Source organism: Rhodosalinus sp. K401 (assembly GCF_041365735.1).
Taxonomy (GTDB): Bacteria; Pseudomonadota; Alphaproteobacteria; order Rhodobacterales; family Rhodobacteraceae; genus Rhodosalinus.
This window is the reverse complement of sequence record NZ_JBGFSI010000001.1, coordinates 417,451-437,147: the sequence shown is the minus strand read 5'-3', so window position 1 is coordinate 437,147 and position 19,697 is coordinate 417,451. Positions and strand designations below refer to the sequence as shown.

General features: G+C 68.4%; 19 protein-coding genes, 1 tRNA gene and 2 pseudogenes. 6 read left to right on the top strand and 16 right to left on the bottom strand.

Annotation, left to right across the window (positions count from 1 at the left end; translation table 11 throughout):
- Positions 1 to 405: 405 nt before the first annotated feature.
- Positions 406 to 1,296, bottom strand: a complete 891-nt coding sequence (locus AB6A66_RS02225) for a LysR family transcriptional regulator (protein ID WP_371054609.1) — start codon at positions 1,294 to 1,296, stop codon at positions 406 to 408.
- A gap of 118 nt (positions 1,297 to 1,414) precedes the next feature.
- Here AB6A66_RS02225 and AB6A66_RS02220 point away from each other — a divergent pair, with 118 nt between their 5' ends.
- From AB6A66_RS02220 to AB6A66_RS02205, 4 genes are read left to right on the top strand one after another with little or no spacing between them, the layout of a single operon-like run.
- Entirely contained in the window at positions 1,415 to 2,539 is a 1,125-nt protein-coding gene (locus AB6A66_RS02220; RefSeq protein WP_371054608.1) for a mandelate racemase/muconate lactonizing enzyme family protein, read from the top strand.
- Complete coding sequence (locus AB6A66_RS02215; protein WP_371054607.1) at positions 2,536 to 3,699, top strand: mandelate racemase/muconate lactonizing enzyme family protein; 1,164 nt, start codon at positions 2,536 to 2,538, stop codon at positions 3,697 to 3,699. The genes AB6A66_RS02220 and AB6A66_RS02215 overlap by 4 nt, the downstream gene beginning before the upstream one ends.
- On the top strand, positions 3,696 to 5,183 hold the full coding sequence (locus tag AB6A66_RS02210) for a flavin-containing monooxygenase (RefSeq protein ID WP_371054606.1): 1,488 nt from the start codon (positions 3,696 to 3,698) through the stop codon (positions 5,181 to 5,183). Before AB6A66_RS02215 ends, AB6A66_RS02210 begins: the two co-directional genes overlap by 4 nt.
- 26 nt (positions 5,184 to 5,209) lie before the next feature.
- Positions 5,210 to 6,856 carry an ABC transporter substrate-binding protein gene (locus AB6A66_RS02205; RefSeq protein ID WP_371054605.1) on the top strand — a complete coding sequence of 549 codons (1,647 nt, stop codon included), beginning with the start codon at positions 5,210 to 5,212 and terminating at the stop codon, positions 6,854 to 6,856.
- Positions 6,857 to 7,659: 803 nt separating this feature from the next.
- Here the strand turns inward: AB6A66_RS02205 and AB6A66_RS02200 are convergent.
- A complete protein-coding gene (locus AB6A66_RS02200; protein ID WP_371054604.1) occupies positions 7,660 to 8,718 on the bottom strand; it encodes an extracellular solute-binding protein in 1,059 nt (352 codons plus the stop codon).
- Positions 8,705 to 10,438: a chloride channel protein gene (locus AB6A66_RS02195; RefSeq protein WP_371054603.1), complete on the bottom strand. Its 1,734-nt coding sequence runs from the start codon at positions 10,436 to 10,438 to the stop codon at positions 8,705 to 8,707. The genes AB6A66_RS02200 and AB6A66_RS02195 overlap by 14 nt, the downstream gene beginning before the upstream one ends.
- Positions 10,439 to 10,543: 105 nt before the next feature.
- Here AB6A66_RS02195 and AB6A66_RS02190 point away from each other — a divergent pair.
- Positions 10,544 to 10,672 (top strand): annotated as a pseudogene (locus tag AB6A66_RS02190) (integrase core domain-containing protein); the annotation flags it as partial.
- 513 nt (positions 10,673 to 11,185) lie between these two features.
- Here the strand turns inward: AB6A66_RS02190 and AB6A66_RS02185 are convergent.
- From AB6A66_RS02185 to hisD, 13 genes and pseudogenes are all read right to left on the bottom strand, one after another.
- Positions 11,186 to 11,527 (bottom strand): annotated as a pseudogene (locus AB6A66_RS02185) (IS256 family transposase); the annotation flags it as partial.
- Positions 11,528 to 11,888: 361 nt separating this feature from the next.
- Positions 11,889 to 11,963: transfer RNA gene (locus tag AB6A66_RS02180), tRNA-Phe, on the bottom strand.
- A gap of 77 nt (positions 11,964 to 12,040) precedes the next feature.
- On the bottom strand, positions 12,041 to 12,217 hold the full coding sequence (locus tag AB6A66_RS02175) for a DNA gyrase inhibitor YacG (protein ID WP_371054602.1): 177 nt from the start codon (positions 12,215 to 12,217) through the stop codon (positions 12,041 to 12,043).
- Positions 12,214 to 13,248, bottom strand: coding sequence for a ribonuclease E/G (locus AB6A66_RS02170; protein ID WP_371054663.1), 1,035 nt, complete (start codon positions 13,246 to 13,248; stop codon positions 12,214 to 12,216). The genes AB6A66_RS02175 and AB6A66_RS02170 overlap by 4 nt, the downstream gene beginning before the upstream one ends.
- Positions 13,245 to 13,820, bottom strand: a complete 576-nt coding sequence (locus tag AB6A66_RS02165; RefSeq protein WP_371037964.1) for a nucleoside triphosphate pyrophosphatase — start codon at positions 13,818 to 13,820, stop codon at positions 13,245 to 13,247. Before AB6A66_RS02165 ends, AB6A66_RS02170 begins: the two co-directional genes overlap by 4 nt.
- Before the next feature lie 4 nt (positions 13,821 to 13,824).
- Positions 13,825 to 14,043 carry a translation initiation factor IF-1 gene (gene infA / locus AB6A66_RS02160; RefSeq protein WP_005620785.1) on the bottom strand — a complete coding sequence of 73 codons (219 nt, stop codon included), beginning with the start codon at positions 14,041 to 14,043 and terminating at the stop codon, positions 13,825 to 13,827.
- Between the two features lie 82 nt (positions 14,044 to 14,125).
- Positions 14,126 to 15,016: a carbon-nitrogen hydrolase family protein gene (locus AB6A66_RS02155; protein ID WP_371054601.1), complete on the bottom strand. Its 891-nt coding sequence runs from the start codon at positions 15,014 to 15,016 to the stop codon at positions 14,126 to 14,128.
- 173 nt (positions 15,017 to 15,189) lie between these two features.
- Positions 15,190 to 15,771, bottom strand: a complete 582-nt coding sequence (locus AB6A66_RS02150) for a GNAT family N-acetyltransferase (protein ID WP_371054599.1) — start codon at positions 15,769 to 15,771, stop codon at positions 15,190 to 15,192.
- A complete protein-coding gene (locus AB6A66_RS02145) occupies positions 15,771 to 16,172 on the bottom strand; it encodes a nuclear transport factor 2 family protein (protein ID WP_371054598.1) in 402 nt (133 codons plus the stop codon). The genes AB6A66_RS02150 and AB6A66_RS02145 overlap by 1 nt, the downstream gene beginning before the upstream one ends.
- Entirely contained in the window at positions 16,169 to 16,630 is a 462-nt protein-coding gene (locus tag AB6A66_RS02140) for a low molecular weight phosphatase family protein (protein ID WP_371037960.1), read from the bottom strand. The genes AB6A66_RS02145 and AB6A66_RS02140 overlap by 4 nt, the downstream gene beginning before the upstream one ends.
- 3 nt (positions 16,631 to 16,633) lie before the next feature.
- The gene (locus tag AB6A66_RS02135) at positions 16,634 to 17,113 is read right to left on the bottom strand and encodes a UPF0262 family protein (RefSeq protein ID WP_371054596.1); all 480 of its coding nucleotides are present in this window, start codon (positions 17,111 to 17,113) and stop codon (positions 16,634 to 16,636) included.
- Between the two features lie 72 nt (positions 17,114 to 17,185).
- Positions 17,186 to 17,815, bottom strand: a complete 630-nt coding sequence (locus tag AB6A66_RS02130) for a trans-aconitate 2-methyltransferase (protein WP_371054595.1) — start codon at positions 17,813 to 17,815, stop codon at positions 17,186 to 17,188.
- A gap of 4 nt (positions 17,816 to 17,819) precedes the next feature.
- Positions 17,820 to 19,121 carry a histidinol dehydrogenase gene (hisD, locus tag AB6A66_RS02125; protein WP_371054593.1) on the bottom strand — a complete coding sequence of 434 codons (1,302 nt, stop codon included), beginning with the start codon at positions 19,119 to 19,121 and terminating at the stop codon, positions 17,820 to 17,822.
- 169 nt (positions 19,122 to 19,290) lie between these two features.
- Here hisD and AB6A66_RS02120 point away from each other — a divergent pair, with 169 nt between their 5' ends.
- Positions 19,291 to 19,695, top strand: coding sequence for a cytochrome c (locus AB6A66_RS02120; protein WP_371037956.1), 405 nt, complete (start codon positions 19,291 to 19,293; stop codon positions 19,693 to 19,695).
- Positions 19,696 to 19,697: the final 2 nt, after the last annotated feature.

The window sequence follows — 19,697 nt, the reverse complement described above, 5'->3', positions numbered from 1 at the left end:
GCCGTGAGCGCCCGGATAAGCTGCCGCGCGCTGTCGCGCTCGGCATGTGTCGCGCTGCCCCGCTTGAAGAAACGCCGGGTTACCGGTTCGGCGGATCTCCTGTCACACAAGACGCTGTCACGATCCCGTCGGGCTGTGGGAGGGGCTGCATCCTCACCTGGAGACGTGGTCCCGGGCCATGTCGGACGGCCGTGGCGTGAGGTCTTCTTGGGCTTGGCTGGGCAGTTGCCTCGGCGTAGGAAGCGGCCCTCGGCCCCGGAGCGCTTTGATGGACCAGGCCGGGAGCGTGCTCGCGCCAAGCTTGGAAGCATGACCGGTTCCCGGCACCTGTTGCGCCCGGTGCCTCGGTTGGTGCGCGCGTGCGTAAGCCTTTCGTGTCGTGGCCGTCCGGACGGGACCGCCTCTTCAGGAGGCATCACCGCGTCGCCTTTCGTCCGCGCTGGCCTCCATCTCCCTCGCGGCAATCCTGATCGCGTCGAGGAGGGGGCCGAGTCTCGCATCGGGCTCACCCGGCGTCGTCGCAACGAAGACATCCACGGAGAACTGGGGCGCTTCGGCAATCAGATGGAGTTCTGCGCGCTCGATCAGGGAGGCGGCGCCGGGTAGAGGAAGAAAAGCGCAGCCGCCGAACTGCCGGAGCGTCGACCGGGCGATGCCGCTCACGCCGACGACGAGGGAAGAAACGGCGAAGTCCCCGACCTCGCGCAGGTGCCACGCGTTGAAGCGCGCGCCCCAGTTCACGTAGACGTAGTCGGCGGGCAACGTGCCGTTCCAGGCCGCGGGACGGTCCGCAACCATGCGTAGCGGCAGGGACGCGATGCGCTCCAGCCTCACGCCGCGCTCGTGCGAGGGCTCGAAGACCAGCGCGAGATCCATGAGTCCCTCCTCGATCCGGGCGCAGAGCGTGTCGGAATAGTCCGACATGAGGCGCAGCTGCACCGGCGGATCGGCCGCGCGCAGCTGCGCGTAGGATGCAGGCGCGAAGAACTCCCAGAGATCCTGCTGCATCCCGGCGCGGATCGGACGTGCACCGGCCGACACCGACTGGACCGTCGTCTTTCCCTGACGCCACGCGCGCAGCGCCGTCTCGGCGAGGGGAACCAGCGCCTCGCCCGCCTCGGTCAGGCGCACACCGTGACGACCGCGGTGAAAGAGGCGCGCCTGCATCTCGTCTTCCAGCGCGCGGATGCGAGCGCTCATGGCGGAATGGCTGACATGCAGGCGCTCCGCCGCGCGGATGAAACTGCCCGTATGCGCGGCTTCCAGGAAGGCGGAGATGTGGGCGAGTTGGGTCATGGGTGACGCCCCCCGAAAGGATGCAGGTTTTCTGCATTCTTCATATCAAAGTTTGCGTTTTACAAGATCGTGAAACCGCCCCTACCGTCCGAACGAGGAGGACTTTGGGAGGAGCCTCATGCGTATCACCCGGCTCACCGCCCATGCGGTGGAACTGCCGATCCGAGGCGAGGGCTACCGGATCTCGGGCGGGCGGCTCTATCACGCGATCCACAGCACGATCCTTCGGGTGGACACGGACGAGGGCGTGACCGGCTGGGGCGAGAGCTGCCCCTTCGGCTCGAACGTGACGCCAGGGTTCGCCGGCGGCGTTCGCGCCGGGCTCGCCGAGCTTGCGCCCGTGCTTCTCGGGCAGGACCCGCGGCGGACGGACGTGCTCGCCCGGCTCATGGACGTGACGCTCGCAGGACACGCCTATGTCAAGTCGGCGGTGGACATGGCGTGCCTGGACATTCTGGGGAAGTGGCAGGGCCGGCCGCTCCACGAGGTGCTCGGCGGGCGCTTCGAGGGCGTGCCGGAGATCCACGGCATCGTCCACGGCCCCGACACCGAGACGATGCTTGCCATGGTCGCCGCCTACCGCCGGCAGGGCTACACGCGTTTCAAGCTCAAGCTCTCGGGCGATCCCGACCGCGACATCGAGGCGCTGCGCGCGGTTGACGCGGCGCTGGAGTGCGGGGAGTCGATGTCGGCCGACGCCAACCGCGGCTGGACGCTGCAGGAGGCGCTGCGCGTGGTGCGCGCGGCGCGCGACCTGGATTTCCTGCTGGAGCAGCCCTGCCACGACTACGAGGCTTGCCGCGCGCTGCGCCGGCGCACGGACATTCCGATCATGCTGGACGAGGTGATCGACGGGATGCACGCGCTCCTGCGCGCGCTCGCCGAGGACGCGGCAGACGCGGTCAACTTCAAGATCGCCAAGGTCGGCGGGCTGACGCGGGCGCGACGGATGCGCGACGTCTGTGCCGAGGTCGGCATGGAGATGGGGATCGAGGACATCGGCGGCAGCGACATCTCCAACGCGGCGATGGCGCATCTGGCGCAGGCGACGCCGGCCAAGCTGCGCCGGCCGTGCCTCGAGTGGAACACGCTCGTCTCGCGCCGGACGGTCGAGGGCGGCGCCCGCATCGAGGCGGGCCGCATGGCCCCGCCGGAGGGCGCGGGCCTCGGCATCGTTCCCCGCGAGGACGCACTCTTTGACGTGGTGTTCGACACGAGCGCCGCGCAGGCGGGGGCGGCATGAAGATCGCGCGCATGACGATCCATTCGGTGGCGCTGCCGTTCCGGCTCGGCCGGTATACCTTCTCCGGCGAGCGCGAGATGGACGGCGCCGACAGCACCGTGATCTGCCTCGAAACCGATTGCGGGCTGCGCGGCTATGGCGAGGTCTGCCCGGCCGGCGCCTTCTACATCCCGCAGAATCCGGAGGCCGCGCGCGCCTGCCTCGCGTTGCTGGGGCCGAAGATCATGGGGCTCGATCCGCGGGAAATCGGAGTCGTGAACACCGCCATGTCGAAAGCGGTCAGTGGCCACGACTACGCCAAGGCGCCGATCGACATGGCTTGCTGGGACCTGCTCGGTCAGGCCACGGGGCAGCCGGTGCACCGCCTGCTCGGCGGGCGGCGGGCGGAGTCGGTGCCGGCCCACCGGGCCATCGCCTTCGGCGCGCCCGAAGAGGCAGTCGCCACGCTGGAGGCGCACCGGGCGCGGGGCTTCCGTCACTTCCAGCTCAAGGCAGGCTGCGGGGTGAAAGCCGACATCGCGAGGATCTCGGCGGTCGCCGACGCGCTCGGCGAAGACGAGGTGCTCTGCGTGGACGCGAACGGCGCATGGACCTTTCACGAGGCGATGCTGATCCTGCGCGGGACCGGCGAGCGCGACTTCATCCTCGAGGAGCCCTGCGCGCGCTACGAGACCAACCGCTCGGTGCGGCTGCACACGAACCTGCCGATGAAGCTCGACGAGTCGATCGACGATCTGCGCTCGCTGCTCAAGGCGCAGGAGGATCAGACCGCCGATATCGTCAGCATCAAGCTGTCGAAGTTCGGCGGGCTGACGGGTGCGCGGCTGGTGCGGGATCTGTGCGAGCGGCTGGGCATGGTGATGAACATCGAATGCGTCTTCGGCAGCGAGATCACGAGTTCGGCGGTCGCGCATCTGGCCATTTCGACCGCGCCGCGGCATCTTCTGAACGCGAGCCACTACGGCGACTACTTCGACGCCTCGCTCGGCGAGGGCAGTGCGCGCGTGGAGGGCGGGCGGATCGTCGTGGACGATCGCCCCGGGCTCGGCCTGCGCATCGACGAGGCCGCGCTCGGGCCGCCGCTCATGAGCTTCGGGGCCGAGGCCCGGCCCAGGCGCGCCGCCTCCGGGCGCGGCGCGGCGGTGGGAGAAGAGGCATGAGCGAAAGGGTTGCAGTCATCGGCGCCGGTCCGGCGGGTATCGCGGCGGCGCGGTATCTGAAGGGTCAGGGCTTCGCGCCGGTGCTGTTCGAGGCGCATGACGCGCCGGGCGGTCAGTGGAACCGGGAGAACCCCAAGAGCGGCGTCTGGCCCGGAATGCGGACCAACACGGCGCGGATGGTCACGAAACTCTCCGACGCCGACTATCCGGCAGGCACGGCCCTCTTTCCGCGCAACGGCGAGGTGTTGGCGATGCTGCAGACCGTGGCGGAGCGCTTCGGGCTGCTGGACGACGCGCGCTTCGGCGCCGAGGTGACCGGGCTCGCGCGCGGCGGCGCGGGCTGGCGGCTGACATGGCGCGACGGGCAGGGCGAGCATGCCGAGAGCTTCCCGCGCGCGGTCGTCGCCACGGGGCGCTTCAACCGGCCCTGGGCGCCTGAGATGCCTGGGCTCGAAAGCTTCTCCGGCACGCTCGGCGTGCGTCACAGCTTCGACTATCAAGGCCCGGAAGCCTGGCGCGGCAAGCGCGTGGTGATCGCGGGCGGCGCCACCTCGGCGGTGGAGATCGCTTCCGATCTCGCCATGGCGGGCGCGGCGGGTGTCCACGTCGCCCAGCGCCGCCAGCGCTACGTGATCCCCAAGATCGTGGCCGGCGTGCCGATCGAATATCTTGGCCTAACACTTCGCGCCGCGCGCGCGGCGGAGACGGCGCCCCCCGACCGCCTCGCCGCCGACCGGGACCGCTTCATCAAGGAGATCGGCGGGAATCCGGCCGCATACGGTTGTCCGCCCGCAGACCCGGACGTGGAGAAGGCGGGCGTGACGGGCTGCCCATACTACCTCGACCTCGTCGCCGAGGACCGCATCGCCGTGCATCCCTGGATCGCGCGGGTCGAGGGCCGGCGCGTCATCTTTGCAGACGGTGGGCATGTCGAGGCGGACGGCATCCTGATGGCGACGGGCTTCCGCCTGTCGCTTCCGTTCCTCTCGGACGAGATCGCGCGGACTGTCCGGCTCTCACCCACCGACATGGAGCTCGCCGAGTTCACACTGCATCCCGATCTGCCCGGCCTCGCCTTCCTCGGGCTCTGGCCGCAGTTCGGCCCCTACATGGTCGCGCTGGAGCAGCAGGCCCGCTTCGTGGCCTACGCCTGGGGCGGCGCGATCGCGATGCCGGACGCCACGAAGCTCCGCGCCGCCCTGCGCCCGCTCTCGGCGACCGGCGTGCCGGGCGGCGGACATCAGGCCCATGTCATGGCGCTCCATTTCGCGCGTCTGGCCGGGGTGGCCCCGCCCGAAACACTCGCGCGGCGGCCCGTCCTTGACCGCAGCCCGGTGACTGGCGAGACTTTCCGCGTCGCCGGGCCGAACGCCGATCCCGGTGCCGAGACGCGTCTGCGCCGCGACTTCGACCTTTTCGCCCCCGCAGACGCGAGCGCCGGCCCGGCTGGATTGCCGCGGCGCGACGGCTCTGACGCCGCCTGAGACACAGCACCAGGGAGGAGAGCACCATGACCCGTTACATGCTGACCGACCGGCATCTGCACCCGCTGGCCGAGCCGACCGCGCGCGCCTTTCGCGCGGGCCGCGTCACGCGGCGCGAATACCTCGCGACCATGGCGGGCCTCGGCGTGAGCGCGGCGGGCGCGCTGGCGCTGGGCGGTCTGCCGGGGCCGGCCGCCGCACAGGAGGGCACGCCTCGAAAGGGCGGCGTTCTGCGCATCTCGATGGCCGTGAAGGCTTTCAAGGAGCCGCGGCAGATCGACTGGGTGCACATCGCCAACATCGCGCGGCAGTGCAACGAGCACCTCGTGCGCTGGAACCGGGACTTCACGTTCGAGCCCTGGCTCCTGGAAAGCTGGGAGGTGAGCGACGACGCGCGCACCTATCTCCTCAACATCCGGCCCGGCGTGCGCTGGTCGAACGGGGACACGCTCAACGCCGACGACGTGATCCACAACCTCACGCGCTGGTGCGACGCGACGGTGGACGGAAACTCCATGGCCTCGCGCCTCTCCAGCCTGATCGACGCGGAGACGCAGCAACTGCGCGAGGGCACGCTGGAGCGGGTGGACGACCTCACCGTGCGGGTGACCCTGCCGCAGCCCGACATCACCCTCATCCCGGGCCTCGCGGATTATCCCGGCATCGTGCTGCACCGGAGCTACGCGGGCTCCACCGATCCCTTCGAGGCGCTTTCGATCACCACCGGCCCTTGCGAGCTCGTCGCCTGGGAAATCGGCGGCCGCGCCGAGGTGCGCCGCAAGGAGTCGCCCTGGTGGGGCGGCGAGTTCTGGCTCGACGGCGTCGAGTGGATCGACCACGGCGTGGACCCGGCGACCGCCGCCGCCGCCATCGACGCCGGCGAGGTGCATGCGACCTATGAAACGCAGGCCGACATGATCCCGGTGCTCGAGGACATGGGTGTGACCACCTCGGGCATCGCCACCGGCTCGACGATCGTTCTTCGGATGAACGTCAACCAGCCGCCCTACGACGACGTGCGGGTGCGCCGCGCCCTTCAGATGTCGGTGGCGCCGGCGCCGGTGCTCGCCATCGGAATCGACGGGACGGGGGAGGTGGCCGAGAACCACCATGTCGGGCCGATGCACCCTGAATATGCCGATATCGGGCCGGCCGTGGTGGACCGAGCGCAGGCGCGCGCCATGCTCGAGGAGGCCGGGCATCTCGACACCGAGTTCGAGCTGATCTCGATCGAGGGCGACTGGCGCAAGGTCACGGCCGACGCGGTGGCCGCGCAACTGCGCGACTCCGGGCTTTCGGTGAGGCGCACCGTGATCCCCGGCGCCTCCTTCTGGAACGACTGGACGAAGTATCCCTTCTCGGCGACCGACTGGAACGGTCGCCCCCTCGGCGTGCAGATCTACGCCCTCGCCTACAAGTCCGGTGTTCCCTGGAACGAGACGGGTCACTCGAACCCCGAGTTCGACGCCAGGCTCGACGAGGCGCTGGCGACGCCCGACGCCGACGCCCGGCGCGTGCTGATGGAAGACCTCGAAACCATGCTGCGCGAGTCCGGCGTCATCATCCAGCCCTACTGGCGCTCGATCTTCCGCTCCCACACGGACGGGGTCGAGGGCTACGAGATGCACCAGGCCTTCGAGCAGCACCTCGACCGCGTCTGGCTTTCCGCGTGACACGCCGCAAGGACGGCGTAAGGGCGGCTCAAGGAGCCGCTCCGGCGACGAGCGGCGCGCTCCCGCCCGACGCGGCCGCCGCAGCGGCGCCAAAATGTGGCTCGAAGCCGGCGTCCGGAGTTCGCTGTGGGCGTCACGTCGCGCGATCGACCAAGCTTCCATCGGGCGCTCGTTGATCGGGCGGTGTCTTGGGCGGTGACGTCGGCTGACTGCGTGGAGCCGGCGCGAGGTGCCGAAAGAAGGCGTGGGGTCACAGGGCGGCTGGAGGGATCTCACGGCAGAAGCTCGACCGAGCGGATCTTGGCCTGACCGAAAAGCTCCGGGCGATCGTGGACGCCCACTGCCACGCGAGCATCTGCAACCGGCGGAAGCTGGCGGGATGGTTCTCCAGGAAAGCAGACGCCGCGCGAAGCGCGCCGGAAGCTTGCGAAATGTGAGGCCTCCGCGCCCGGCGCGCTGCCTGGAAAGACCGCCCAGACGACCGGTCTCACCCACGCCTAGCAGACGCAGCGAATCTCCGGTTCGACGGGCCGCAGCGCGGCGCGAAGGCACCTCGGCCAAGGGCGGTAATGGGCCGCCGTCTGCGGCAACTTGTTCGAACTGGCGACTTGGGTGCCGTGTTGCCGCATGACACCTCTGAGACCGACGTTGCGAATGTCCGTCATGCGCAGACGACGGCACCGCACAGGAAGCCGCCGCGACATGGCCGCAGAGGCCGAAATCGGAGGCCTGGAAGAAGGCAACTCAGTCGAACGACAGGATGCCTCGATGCCGCCCTGGACCGATAGGCAAACCCGAACGGGTCACTCTGCCGCGTCAAGCCACGCGTGAAACCGACGCTGGCGCTGTTCTTCGGTGTTCGCGTACCAACTGCTGTCCTGAACGAGCGCCCGGCCCCCATGCTGAGGAGCGTTCGGCAGGTAGGCGCGCATTGGCACGCCCGTATCCGGGTTGAGACCGATCCGGTCGAAGGCGGACCGGCGGGTCGGGCCATAGGGGATACGGGCGGCGAAGCGCGCCATGCTGGCCGCCTCGGTGGCATGGATGATGAAGTCACGGGCGGCATCGAGCGCATCGGTCGCAGCGGCAATCGCCCAGACCTCGATGCCGATTATGCGGCCATCCCAGACGATGTCGATGGGCACCCGGCCGTTTTGTGCCACGTCGAAGAACCGGCCGTTGAAACCGGCCGCCATGACCGCCCGGCCATCGCGCAGCATCTCGGCGGGTTCGGCCGGGTCGTCCCACCAGACGATGTCGTCCCGGATTGTATCGAGCTTGCGGAACGCCAGCCGCAGCCCGCGATCGGTGCTCAGAAGGCCGTAGACCTGCTCGGGGGGCACGCCCTCGGCCAGCAGCGCCCATTCCAGAATGCCATCCGGACTGCGCTGAATGGCGCGTGGGCCGGGAAAGCGGGCGGTGTCGAAGAAATCCTCGATACGGGTCGGCTTGATCCCGGCAAAGGCGCGGTCGTCGAAGGCCATGACCCGGGCATAGGCGTTTTGCGGCACGGAACAGCGATCCGGCTGGACCGGGGTGAAATCCGCCAGCGCCTCGGACGAGAAGAGCGCACCCGGATCAAGCCTCAGCAACAGGCCGCGTGCGCAGGCGACCCGGGCCTGGTCGGCCAGCATGTCGATCAGATCCCAGCCCTCCGCAGGTCCGCGCTCGGCCAGGGCGGCCCAGCTCCCATCATAGACGGTCACGTCAATCTCCAGGCCGGTTTCCGCTTCGAACGGGTCGATGATGGCTTGTCTTTGCGCGGCCTCGTAGGCCCCGCCCCAGGAGACGATCGTCAGATCCCCTGCGGCGACCGGCGTGGCGCAAAGCGCCCAGGCAAGACAGAGATCAGACAGACGCATTCTCTTCCCTCCTCAGCCGGGCCGCCTCGTCCAACCAGGCCGCTACGAGATCCGCCTCGGTAACCGCGCCCAGGAATTTGCCGTCCGTCTCCGAGACGACCGGCACCGCGTCACCGACGAAACCGCGCAGGCGCTCCATTGCCTCGGCCAAATCGGTCGTGTCGTGGAAAACCAGCCTGGCCGGAACGATGCCTGACCCAACACGGTCGACATCGTCATGCGGACCGGGCGTAAATACGCCCAGCAGCCTGCCGTCTCGGTCAAGAACGAAGGCTTCGCGCCATCCCTGCCCGAGCAACCGGTCCGCTACCTCCTCCGGCGCGTCATCGGCCGTGGCGGTCAGGGCATCGGACTGAAGGTAATCAACGACCCTCAGCGCCGCGAGATGCGCGTGATCCCGTCCAAGAGAGAAGTCGATGCCGCGGCGGGCCAGTTGCACGTCGAACAGGGATCGGCCAAAGGCGCGATGCGACACGAGGTTGGAGAACACGACCGCAACCATCGCGGCGATGGTCACATCGTAGTTCCGGGTCAGTTCGAACACGATCAGGATACAGGTCAGAGGCGCGCCGATCACGGCACTGGCGAAACCCATCATGCCGCTGATGGCATAGATCGCCGCGCCTGACGTGGGCACGGCGGCGACCCCGCTCGCCACGGTCCAGAAGAACACGCCGATCAGGCTGCCGATCAGAAGCGCGGGGCTGAAGGCCCCCCCGGAAAAGCCCGCCCCGATGCAAAGGGCGGTCAGCACGATCTTGGCAATGATCAAGACCACGACCTCGCCGGGCCCGAAAGCGCCGTCGATCGTGGCAAAGCGCAGCGTAGAGGTGCCGATGCCCAGCACGTCCGGCAGGGCCAGCGCCGTCAGGCCGACCGCCAATCCGGCCAGTGCGGTGCGCAGCTCTGGCCGCTTCACCCAACGCGCCAGCGATGGCCCGACAGCCAGCAGAAGCCGCATGAAGACGATCGCCCCCGCGGCGACGAGAATGCCGAGCGCCGCGACAAGGGCGAATTCGTAGCCATGCGCGATGCCGGGTGCTTCGATCCTGAACAAGGCGGTCCGTTCGAAGATCACGTTCGCGAAAACGTAGCCGGTCACCGAGGCCACCGTCACCGGCGCGAAGGCGCGGGTGGCGTAGTGGCGCAAGACGACCTCATGCGCGAACAGCACGCCTGCGATCGGGGCGTTGAACGCGGTCGATATCGCCGCTGCGACGCCGCAACCGATGGCGATGCTGGCAAGGTTGGGTACACCGAGGCGCAGGTGCCGGGCGAACCCGCCGAAGATCGCGCCGAGATAGACCATCGGTCCGTATTGGCCGACCGAGGCCCCCGCGCCCAGCGACAGCGCGGCAGTCCCGGTCGAGATCAACCCGCTGCGCAGGCCCGGAAGCGGCTTGTGGAACTGCACGGCCTCGATCACATCCGGTGGACCCAGGGGCCGCCCGACAGGTGACAGGTGACGATGCACCAGCCCCACGATCAGCCCGCCCAGCGTCGGCACGAGGATCGTGGTCATGGCCACCAGCCACGGCAGGCTTTCCCATTGCACTCGCGCCTTGGGGGCGACCAACAGACCGGTGTTCAGCAGCGTAACAAGCTCCACCAGTGCGACGGCAGCCAGCGAGGCCGCACTCCCGACGACAAGGGCAATTCCGGTCAGAACGAGCACGCGCCAGAGTAGGGGCACCGTATCGGTGTTCGGGTCTGTGGCCATCCTAAATTAGATTGAACCACGTGAGAGGACGACGCAACGCCGCCCAAGATCGTGATGATTTCCGAGGGTGCGAGCGTCCTTAGAGGTCCATGGCCATCATCTGGCCGAACCTCTTCGGCATGGCGCGACGACTACAACCATCACCGCCCGCACACGAGCCTCGACGGGCTCATGCCGCGGGAATCCTTCAACCGGTCAGAGAAGGACCAAACCCGGAAAGGACTAAACTTCTGAACGAGGAAAATCAGGGGAGCAGGTCGGATCGTTTAAAAGCATGACTTGGCACTTTCAACGCTGTCCGCCCAGGTAACGCAGGACTCAATATCCTGCACATCGCTCCTTAGGTTCTCCACGTCGTTCAGGAGATCATTGTAGTCGTCGACGAGTTCGTTGTGAGTGCGCAAGAGTTGGTCATATTCGTCAACGCACTCGGTAACGTTCGACTTGCAAGTAAAGCCTTGGTAGTCACACTGATAGCGGTCGAAGCAAACCGCAGCGGCGTCAACACACTTGCCGAGGGAGGAGCAGACAGTGTCCCCGTAGTCGAGGCATGCCGGTCGTGTTCCAATGCGACAGGTGAAGCTTTGGCTGAAAGATACTGAGGGGTACATTAACAGAGCTATCAAAAGAATGGATCGTATCATTCATCTCTTTTTCTTTGTGAGCGTTTCGCCAAATTCTATCTGACTTACACTTGGCGCTGGATGCGGAGAGATATGCGCAGAAGTTGGTGACGCGTGATCCAGTGGCAGCCTGAAGTTGGCGGACGGCGTCTCGGAACTCAACCCCGCTGATGACCTCCGGCAAACGGTTGCGGCCGTCGAGCGTTCGCCATTTCGCCTGGGCGGACATCATCAGACTGAAGGCCATGGCCGGGCCGGTTTTTTGGCTGAGGCAGACCTAGGTGCGCTTTGTTCCATGTCTGACGGTGGCGAACGTGCTCTCGATCGGGTTAGACGTGCGGTTGTGCTTTCAATGTTCGGCGGGGTAGTCGTTGAAGCTCAGGAGCGCGTCCCGGTCTTTGACCATCTCGGCGAACGCGTCCCATTTCACGCCGTAGGCCTCGACGAAGAAGTCGAAGGCGACGTTAGGCGCGTCTGAAGCTGCGACCAAGCCTCCCGCAGGTACCGCGTTCCGGTTCTGAGCCATTCGCAAGAGATGCTTTCCCGGAAGGTCAACGTCACGGATGCGAAGGTGATACCAATATTCATCGAGCTGCTGTGCGGCCCTGGTTGCTCGTGAGGCGGCTACTGCGGATGAACGCGTCCTCAGAGAGTACGAGAGATCTTGCTGGTCGAGTAGTACTTCCGAAGGTCTCGAGGCACCCTTCGCCCGAAATAGCAGATGCCGCTCTTGGTGAACGAAAAGGGGACCGAAATGTCATACGCCATGACCTGCCCGCACAGTTTCCTCAAGAATCCGAGGCGTATCGATGGGTCGGCGAAGGGAGTGGTGCCCGGGGGCGGAATCGAACCACCGACACGAGGATTTTCAATCCACTGCTCTACCCCTGAGCTACCCGGGCACGGGCGCATGGCGTTGATGCGGGGTGGCGGCGTTCTAGGCGCTGTCGCGCCGGCTGTCCAGAGGCTTCACGACAGATTATCGACCGCCGCTCATCCCGCCCTCTTCGGGGTCGTCCGCATCGTCGCTGGCGGGCGATCCGGGCAGGGCATACCGGCCGGAGAGCCAGCGGTAGAGGTCGATATCGGCGCAGCGCCTCGAGCAGAAGGGCCGGGCGGCGGGGTCCGTCGGTTTCTTGCAGATCGGGCAGGTCACGGGCGAGCCAGGGGCGGCCGCGCGCGTTGGCGTTGAAGCTCGACATGACCGAGCGGGGTCCAGCCCACGAGTGCGGTGTCGACCGGGTCGCGGCGGAATGCGGCGCGCAGCGCGGCGTCGAGCTTCGGCCGATCCTTTCGCGGCATCGGTGCTGGGTCGATGACGATCTGCCCGCCGAGACCCCGAAGCCGAAGCGCCCGCGGCAACGCCTTCGCGGCGGCGAGGTTCGCCTTGAGCCCGGCGGCGGCGGACGCGTCCGCGCCCGTGTCGACATCGACGGCGACCAGCGCGCGCGTCGCCTCCACAGTCATGCGCGCCCCGCCGGGGAGGGCGGTGTCCGGCGCCGCGAGCGCGTCGATGGCGTCGAGCACGCCGGTCTCGGCGAAGCTGTCGGGCCCACGCTCCACCTGCGCCGGCTCGGTCCATTCGCGCCAGGCAAGCGCGTGGGGTCCGTCGCCCTCCACGAGCGTCTCGGGGGCAGGCCCGGTATCGGCCAGGATCTTGCGCGCCAGATCCGTGACCGCGCGGATATCGGCGGCGATCGCGTCGTCCTCCGCCTCCGCGCAGGACGAGCGCAGGACGAGACCGAGCGACGCCCCGGCCTCGCCCGCGTCCGGCAGGAAAGTGCTTTTGGCAAGCCCGATCAGCGCGTCGCGGCGTGTTTCGTCACGAATGCGGCGGCTGACATTCACGCCGGGCACATCGGGCGTCGCGATGGCGTAACGGCTTTTGAGCATGACGCGCGTGGTGACTGGAAACGCCTTGCCCGGCTCGGCATGGCCGCTGACCTGGACGATGAGCGGCTTGCCCGGCGCGACGCCCTTCGCCTGGCGCAGGAAGGCCATGCCGTCCGGCGTGCGCACGAACATCCCGCCAAGCCCCTTGAGCGGCCGGTCGGGCAGGGCGCGGTAGATCGTCCCCGGGCTGGGCGTGTCGCCGTCGACGAAGAGATCCTCGAGCACCCCGTCCACCAGTAGCGCGGCCGCCTCACGGCCCCGCCACGCCCCGAGCGCCACGATACGCCCCTTCACGGCGTGCGCCATAGCGGCCATCCCGCCGCCTGCAGAAGCCCCGCCGTCTCGGAGAGCGGCAGGCCCACGACGCCCGAGTAGGAGCCCCGGATCCACGGGATGAACGCCTCGGCCATGCCCTGGATGCCGTAGCCCCCCGCCTTGCCGTGCCAGTCGCCGCTGGCGAGATAGGCGGCGATTTCCGCCGCGCCCAGCCGCTTCATCTTGACCGTCGTCGTCACCGCGCGCTCCCAGACGCGTTCGCCGCGCCGGACCGCCACGGCGGTCACGACCTTGTGCCGCCGACCCGAGAGAAGTTCGAGAAAGGCCCGCGCCTCGGCCTCGTCGGCGGGCTTGCCGAGGATGCGTCGGCCGACGGCCACGGTCGTATCGGCGCACAGCACCAGATCGGTTTCGCCCGCGGGCACCGCTTGCGCCTTGCGGGCGGCGATCCTGACGCAGTACCCGCGCGGCAGCTCGCCGGGCAAGGGCGTTTCGTCGATCTCGGGGGGGTGTATGTCGTCGGGCGTCACGCCGAGCCGGGCAAGCAGTTCACGCCGACGGGGGCTGGCGGAGCCCAGAATCAGCCGCAACCGCTTACTTGAAGCGATAGTTGATCCGACCCTTGGTCAGATCGTAGGGGGTCATCTCGACCTGGACCCGGTCGCCCGCGAGGACGCGGATACGGTTCTTCCGCATCTTTCCTGCCGTGTGCGCGATGATCTCATGGCCATTTTCAAGCTCGACCCTGAATGTCGCGTTCGGCAGGAGCTCCTTCACGACACCGGGAAATTCGAGCGTATCTTCCTTGGCCATGATCTCTCCTGTAACTTCGTCCCGCCCTGTCGCGGAACGCGCTAGTAAATGAGGGCTTTCGGAGGGATTTTCAAGACACCATTCAGCGCAGCGCGCAGGTCGTGACCGCGCCGATGCGCGGGGCCTGCTCGTCCCAGTGAGTGGCGTTGAGCACCACCCCGTCGGCGCGCACCTGCGCGATCCGGTCGCGGTCGATCTCGGCGAAGGTCCAGCCGGGCGCATCGACCGCGCCGGCGGCAAGCACGCCGGTGGCGGGAAATCCGGTGTCCGGCGGGCCGAAAACACCGCCCGCGCCCGCGTTGGTGTCCACGGCCGGCGACCAGCGCGCATCGCCCACGGTCGAGGACATCACGCTCACGCACTGCCCTTCGAGGGCGCGCGCCATGGCACCGATGCGCACGCGCCAGTAGCCGGCCAGCCTCTCGGTGCAGGACGGGACCAGCAGGATTTCCGCGCCGGCCTCGACGAGGGCCCGCGCGAGCAGCGGATATTCCGCGTCATAGCAGATCAGGATGCCGACGCGGCCCAGCGCCGTTTCGAAAAGCTTGAGCGAGCCGCCCGGGGCCACGTCCCACTCGTCGCGTTCGAAGCGGGTCATGATCTGCTTGTCCTGATGGCCCTGCGCGCCCGAGGGCGCGAAAAGGCAGGCGCGGTTCACCGGCCGCGCGCCGAGCGCGGGATCGAAGACCGGCGCGGACGCCGCGAGGATGTGCACCCCATGGGCGCGGGCAAGCCCCGCGTGCAGGGCGCCGGCCTCTTCCATGCGCTCGGAGACGGCGTGAAGCGAGCGTTCCAGATCTCCGGCGGCCGCCTCGCCCGCAAGGGTCGCGAGTTCCATGGCGCCATATTCGGGAAACACCAGAAGTTCGGCCCCTTGCCCCGCGGCCTCGGCGACCCAGGCGGCGATCTTGTCCTCGTACTGCGCCCAGTTTTGCAGCCAGTCCATCGGATAGGCGGCGGTGGCGACTTTCATGTCCGATCTCCCTTGACTGTACCGCGGCAGGAAATCGCTTCGAAGCGATTTCCGCAAGCGGGTTCGGGCCTGTGCCGGCCCCCGGCCCACCCGTCGGGCGCGGCCCGAGAGAGCAGGGCGCCCGCGCCGCCCGGGGGCGGCGCGAAAGACCGTTCGAACGGTCTTTCGCTGCCTCAGAGCTCGCGCATCCAGAACTGGAGTGGTTTTTCCGTCTCTTCCGGCTGGTCTGTGTCCTTCCAGCTGAAATGCGCCACGACGCCGGGAAGCGGCGCGTAGCCGCGTTTGCGCCAGAACGGGTCGAGGGGCGCGTGATCGGCAGGGCGCAGCGGATGGTCGGCGGGGCGCAGCACGCCACAGAAACAGACTTTCGCATAGCCGAGGCGTCGCGCGTGCGCCTCGCGCAGATCGAAGAAGCGATGCCCGACGCCCTGCCCGCGATAGGCCGGAAGAAGCACCGATTCGGCGCAGTAGAAGAGGCTGGACAGATCGAGTCCGGTGCCCTCGAAGGCGGCGGCGAAATCATCGGCGTGGTCGGTCATCGGCGTGCCCGTCGCCGCGCCGACCAGCCGATCGCCGTCGAAGGCGCCCACGAGAACCGCGCGCTCGCTCTCCCGGTAGACCTCCAGATAGCGGCGCTCGTAGTCGAAATCCCCGTCGTAGAGATAGGGAAAGGCGCGAAACACCTCGATCCTCAGCCGCGCCACGTCGTCGAGCGCCCGCTCCAGCGCCTCGCCCGTCAGGGTCTCGACCCGCATCACGAGACCTGCCGGATCCAGTCGGCGAGGTTGTAGTAGGTCACGATGCGCGTGATCTTCCCGTCGCGGAGCGAGAAGAACGATCCCGCCGGCAGGCGATAGGTCTGCCCGCTGGCTTCCGGCAGCCCCTCTTCCGTGGACAGGTAGGTGCCGTTCACCATGTATTCCGCGGCCGCCCGCGCGCCGCCCTCGGCCTCGAACACCACCATGTCGGTCAGGGTTTCCCTGTAGCAATGGCCCATATGGGCGCAGAACTCGCCGAAGGCGGTCTTGCCGACGCGCCCGCGCCCCTCGTTCACGTGATGCTCCACGTCGGTATCCAGGCAGTCGAGCATGCCCTGCACGTCGCCCGCGTTGAACGCGTCGAAATAGCGCCTGACGGTTTCGCTTGCCGTTGTCATTCGTCCTCCTGTGGCTGTCCCCATGTCTCGATGAGCTTGGCCGCGATCTGGTCGCGGGTCTTGCGGTAGGCGGCGAGCTTGGCCTCGCGCGTCTCGCCCAGACCGGTCGGATCCATGATCGGCCAGTATTCCACGTCGATATGGAAGAACCGTGTGAGGTCGAGCGCCCGGTGGCGGCTTGCCGGCGAGAGCGCGATGACGAGATCGAAGGCCGACAGGTCATCGCCCCATTGCTGCATCTCGTCGAAGCTGCGCACCCGGTGGCGGGCGAGTTCGACCCCGATCTCGGCGCATACGGCGATGGCGAACCCGTCGATGTCGAGATCCGACAGCACGCCGGCGGACTGCACGTAGGTTTCGAAGCCGTAGAACTTCTTCATGATGCCTTCCGCCATGGGCGAGCGGACGGCGTTGTGATCGCAGCAGAAGAGGACCGACTGCGGAAGGTCCAGGGCCACCGTTCAGCCCCCGAAATGCAGCACGCAGATCAGCGTGAAGAGCCGCCGCGCCGTCGCCTCGTCGACGTCCGCCTTGCCCTCCAGCCGCTCCTGCAGGATGCGGGAGCCCTCGTTGTGGATGCCGCGCCGGGCCATGTCTATGGTCTCGATCTGGCCGGGCGGCAGCGTCTTGACGGCGTCGAAATAGCTTTCGCAGATCTGGAAGTAATCCTTCACCACCTGACGGAACGGGCTGAGCGACAGGTGGAATTCCGCCGCGTCGCTCCCGTCCTCGGTGTCGATGTCGAAGACGAGCCGCTTGTCGCGGATCGCCAGCCTGACCCGGTAGGGGCCCTCGGGCACGGCGCGTTCCTCGCGCGCTGGCAACGCGAAGAGGTTTTCCTCGAGCAGGTCGAAGATCGCCACCCGCCGCTCCTGTTCCACCTCCGGCGTGGGCGGGGGCAGGTTGCTGTCGTCGATCTCGATATGGCTTATGCGGGACATGGGATGATGCAGTTGAACAGCGGCTCTCGCGCCCTGACTAGCCCGCCCGTGCGCCGTGCACAATCCGCCCGCTCATGCGGTGTGGCGGAACACGCTCGTCTGGAACCTCTGCTCGGCGCCGGCCGGCGTGACGTGGGTGAGGCGCTCCGTGGCGAGCAGCCGGAAGCGGCGCGGGGCCAGCGCATCGAGCTCGGCGGCCAGATCCTCGGGCGCATAGCGCTGCACGGGCAGTCCCGAACATCTCTCTGGCCCGTCGTCGGCGAAGGTCGACAGGATAGCTGTGCCGCCGTCCCGCAGCGCCTTCTGCATCGTGTCGACGTAGGCCGCGCGATCGGCGGCCTCGACGAGAAAGTGGAACGCGGCCCGGTCATGCCAGACGGCATAGTCGCCGCGGTCCGGACTCCAGCCCGTCACGTCGGCCGTCACGAAGCGCACCCCGGGCACGTCCTCTCCGAGCCGCGCGCGCGTCTGCTCCACGGCCGCTTTCGAAAGATCGAGCAGCGTCACGGGTCCGAGCCCCCGCGCGATCAGCAGGTCTACCAGCCGCGACCGGCCCGCGCCGACGTCGATGATCGGATCGCCCGGCGCGGCATGGGCCGCCACGAGTGCGGCGAGCCGCTCCGGCGCCGACTCGAACCAGCTCACCTCCGCCTCGTCGCGCCCCTCGTAGACCTCGTTCCAATGCGTTTCATCACTGCCCATGCGGTCACTCGTTCAGCTTCGCCAGGCGCGCGGCCACGGACAGCCCGTGCGCCTCGAGGCTTTCGGCCCGGGCGAGGCGCTCGGCCGCGGGCCCGATCGCGCGAAGCGCCTCGGGCGTCATGCGCGCCGTGGTGGTGCGCTTGAGGAAATCGAGCACGGAAAGACCCGAGGAGAACCGCGCCGACCGGGCGGTCGGCAGCACATGGTTGGGCCCGCCCACGTAATCGCCGATGGCTTCGGGGGTCCACTGCCCGAGAAAGACCGCCCCCGCATTGGTGATGCGCGCGGACAGCGCCTCGGGGTCTGCGACGCAAAGCTCCAGGTGTTCGGGCGCGATGCGGTCGGCGAGCCGGGCCGCCTCGTCGAGGTCGCGCACGGTGACGATCGCACCGAAGTCGCGCCAGCTCGCCCCGGCGATGGCGCGCCGCTCGAGCGTCTCGAGCCGCCTGTCCACCGCCGCGGCCACGGCCCGTCCGAACGCCGCGTCGGTGGTCACGAGAAGCGCCTGCGCGCTTTCGTCGTGTTCGGCCTGGCTCAACAGGTCGAGCGCGATCCAGTCGGGATCGTTGTCGCCGTCCGCGATCACCAGGATCTCGGACGGCCCGGCGATCATGTCGATGCCCACGCGGCCGAACACGCGCCGCTTGGCCGCCGCGACATAGGCGTTGCCGGGCCCGGTGATCTTGTCCACCGGGCGGATCGTCTCGGTGCCGTAGGCCAGCGCCGCGATGGCCTGCGCGCCGCCCACCCGGTAGATCTCGTCCACCCCCGCGATCCGCGCCGCCATCAGAACGAGGGGGTTCGCCTTGCCGTCGGGCGTCGGCACGGTGATGGCCAGCCGGCCCACCCCGGCGGTCTTGGCGGGCACCGCGTTCATCAGCACCGACGAGGGGTAGGAGGCAAGCCCGCCGGGCACGTAAAGACCCGCCGCCGCCACGGGCCGCCAGCGCCAGCCGAGCGTCGCGCCCTCGGGATCGGTCCAGGAGGCATCTTCGGGAATCTGGCGGGCGTGATAGGCCCGGATGCGCTCGGCGGCGAGTTCGAGTGCCGCGCGCTCCTCGGGCGTGACGCGGGCGCACTCGGCCTCGATCTCCTCGGGCGTGAAGGCCAGGCGGTCGGGGGTGAGCTCCAGCCGGTCGAAGCGCGCGGTCAGTTCCACGAGCGCCGCGTCGCCGCGCGCGCGCACGTCGGCGATGATCGCGGCCACGGCCGCGTCCACATCGGCGCTGTCCTCGCGCTTGGCCTCGAGCAGCGCCGCGAAGGCGGCCTCGAAGTCGTGCTCGGCGGTATCGAGAAACTGGGGCATGCGTCGCCTTCCCTGCGTCTTGCTGCGGACATAGCCGCGTGCGCGCCGGCCCTCAAGTCCGGTCCCCGGACATGCGCCGTTGACGGCCGTCAATGCGCGCCCCGGCGCCGCCGGGAACACTTGACCGACGGGTCATCGGGCCCGGACAGGACAGGAAGGAGCACGTCAAATGAAAGCGAACCGCAACTTCGGCGCCGCCCTGGGGGCCGCGCTGGCGATCCTCGTGGCGCCCATGTCGCAGGCCGAAGAAGTCGGGGAGGCGGAATACGTCGCGGCCTGCGCCTCGTGCCACGGCGCGTCCGGCGAAGGCGATGGACCGCTTGCCGATCTCATGACCGTCGAGGTGCCTTCGCTTACCGGGCTTTCGGCGGCCAATGACGGGACCTTCCCGATGCTCGACGTCATCCAGGTGATCGACGGCCGCACGGGTGTGCGCGGACATGGCTATCCGATGCCGGTCTGGGGCTCGCGCTACAAGGCCGAGGCGATGGAGGCCGGCGAATACGCCGCCGAGATCGAGGTGCGCGGCCGGGTCCTCTCGCTCGCGATGTACATCCAGTCGATCCAGGAATGACG